The organism is Psychrobacter glaciei (assembly GCF_014652895.1).
Taxonomy (GTDB): Bacteria; Pseudomonadota; Gammaproteobacteria; order Pseudomonadales; family Moraxellaceae; genus Psychrobacter; species Psychrobacter glaciei.
In genome coordinates, this window is sequence record NZ_BMZR01000015.1 from 1 (window position 1) to 2960 (window position 2960).

Below are 2960 nucleotides of genomic sequence, written 5' to 3' on the forward strand. Positions count from 1 at the left end.
CCCAGTAGTGAGTTATTAAAAAAGTAAAGAGAACTGAATCAAGCGTATAAAATTAGGTGATATCGTTATCATAATTAGACTTTATGACACTTTGAAGTTAAAACTTATTTATAAGTTAAGACTACTTGGGGTTGTATGGTCAAGTAATGAAGCGCACATGGTGGATGCCTTGGCAGTCAGAGGCGATGAAAGACGTGACAGCCTGCGATAAGCTTCGGGGAGGCGGCAATATCCTGTGATCCGGAGATTTCTGAATGGGGAAACCCACTTACCATAAGGTAGGTATCTCGTACTTGTACGAGAAGCGAACGAGGGGAAGTGAAACATCTCAGTACCCTTAGGAATAGACATCAAATGAGATTCCCCAAGTAGCGGCGAGCGAACGGGGAGAAGCCGATTAGTGCTAATGTAGAAGAACAGCGTGGGAAAGCTGACCGTAGTAGGTGATAGTCCTGTATTCGAAACATTAGCGTTAACATATTAAGTAGAGCGGGGCACGAGAAATCCTGTTTGAAGATGGGGGGACCATCCTCCAAGGCTAAATACTCCTGACTGACCGATAGTGAACCAGTACCGTGAGGGAAAGGCGAAAAGAACCCCTGTGAGGGGAGTGAAATAGAACCTGAAACCGTGTGCGTACAAGCAGTGGGAGCCTTAATTTATTAGGGTGACCGCGTACCTTTTGTATAATGGGTCAGCGACTTATGTTCTGTAGCAAGGTTAACCGTTTAGGGGAGCCGTAGGGAAACCGAGTCTTAATAGGGCGTTTAGTTGCAGGGCATAGACCCGAAACCGAGTGATCTATCCATGAGCAGGTTGAAAGTTGAGTAACATCAACCGGAGGACCGAACCCACTGTCGTTGAAAAGCCAGGGGATGACTTGTGGATAGGGGTGAAAGGCTAATCAAACTCGGTGATAGCTGGTTCTCCCCGAAAGCTATTTAGGTAGCGCCTCGGACGAACACCATTGGGGGTAGAGCACTGTTTCGGCTAGGGGGTCATACCGACTTACCAAACCGATGCAAACTCCGAATACCGATGAGTGATATCCGGGAGACACACAGTGGGTGCTAACGTCCATTGTGGAGAGGGAAACAACCCAGACCGCCAGCTAAGGCCCCAAATTCCTAGTTAAGTGGGAAACGAGGTGGGAAGGCATAGACAGCTAGGAGGTTGGCTTAGAAGCAGCCATCCTTTAAAGAAAGCGTAATAGCTCACTAGTCGAGTCGGCCCGCGCGGAAGATGTAACGGGGCTCAAACTAGGAGCCGAAGCTGCGGATTTGAATTTGTTTTCAAGTGGTAGGGGAGCGTTGTGTAAGCCTGTGAAGGTGTGTCGTAAGGCATGCTGGAGGTATCACAAGAGCGAATGCTGACGTGAGTAACGATAATGCGAGTGAAAAGCTCGCACGCCGGAAGATCAAGGGTTCCAGTCCAACGTTAATCGGGGCTGGGTGAGTCGACCCCTAAGGCGAGGCCGAAAGGCGTAGTCGATGGGAAATCAGTTAATATTCTGATACTTGTTTATAATGCGATGGAGGGACGGAGAAGGTTATGTCAGCCTGGCGTTGGTTGTCCAGGTGAAAGGATGTAGGCTTGTGGCTTAGGTAAATCCGGGCTACTACATGGCTGAGATCTGATAGCAAGCTGTACTTGTACAGCGAAGTGGCAAATACCATGCTTCCAGGAAAAGCTTCTAAGCAATAGTTATAAACGAATCGTACCCTAAACCGACACAGGTGATCAGGTAGAGAATACCAAGGCGCTTGAGAGAACTCTGCTGAAGGAACTAGGCAAAATGGTACCGTAACTTCGGGAGAAGGTACGCTGTTGATGGTGATAGGACTTGCTCCTTGAGCTGTTGACAGTCGCAGATACCAGGCTGCTGCAACTGTTTATTAAAAACACAGCACTCTGCAAACACGAAAGTGGACGTATAGGGTGTGATGCCTGCCCGGTGCTGGAAGGTTAATTGATGGGGTTAGCGTAAGCGAAGCTCTTGATCGAAGCCCCAGTAAACGGCGGCCGTAACTATAACGGTCCTAAGGTAGCGAAATTCCTTGTCGGGTAAGTTCCGACCTGCACGAATGGCATAATGATGGCAGCGCTGTCTCCAGCAGAGACTCAGTGAAATCGAAATCGCAGTGAAGATGCTGTGTACCCGCGGCTAGACGGAAAGACCCCGTGAACCTTTACTACAGCTTTACATTGAACTTTGACCTGACTTGTGCAGGATAGGTGGGAGGCTTTGAAGCAGACACGCTAGTGTTTGTGGAGCCAATCTTGAAATACCACCCTGGTCATGTTGGGGTTCTAACTCAGGTATAACAATACCGAGGACAATGTATGGTGGGTAGTTTGACTGGGGCGGTCTCCTCCTAAAGAGTAACGGAGGAGTACGAAGGTGCGCTCAGACCGGTCGGAAATCGGTCGTAGAGTATAAAGGCAAAAGCGCGCTTAACTGCGAGACCCACAAGTCGAGCAGGTACGAAAGTAGGTCTTAGTGATCCGGTGGTTCTGTATGGAAGGGCCATCGCTCAACGGATAAAAGGTACTCTGGGGATAACAGGCTGATACCGCCCAAGAGTTCATATCGACGGCGGTGTTTGGCACCTCGATGTCGGCTCATCTCATCCTAGGGCTGAAGCAGGTCCTAAGGGTATGGCTGTTCGCCATTTAAAGAGGTACGCGAGCTGGGTTTAGAACGTCGTGAGACAGTTCGGTCCCTATCTACCGTGGGCGTTGGAAATTTGAGAGGATCTGCTCCTAGTACGAGAGGACCAGAGTGGACGAACCTCTGGTGTTCGGGTTGTCACGCCAGTGGCATTGCCCGGTAGCTACGTTCGGATGGGATAACCGCTGAAAGCATCTAAGCGGGAAGCCCACCTCAAGATTAGATTTCCCTAAAGAGCCGTTGAAGACTACGACGTTGATAGGCAGGGTGTGGAAGCACAGCGATGTGT

The 2960-nt window shown here is 49.5% G+C and carries 1 rRNA gene; it reads left to right on the forward strand.

Annotated features, from left to right (window positions below):
- Positions 1-137: 137 nt before the first annotated feature.
- A 23S ribosomal RNA gene (locus IE130_RS14085) occupies positions 138-2960 on the forward strand; the annotation flags it as partial.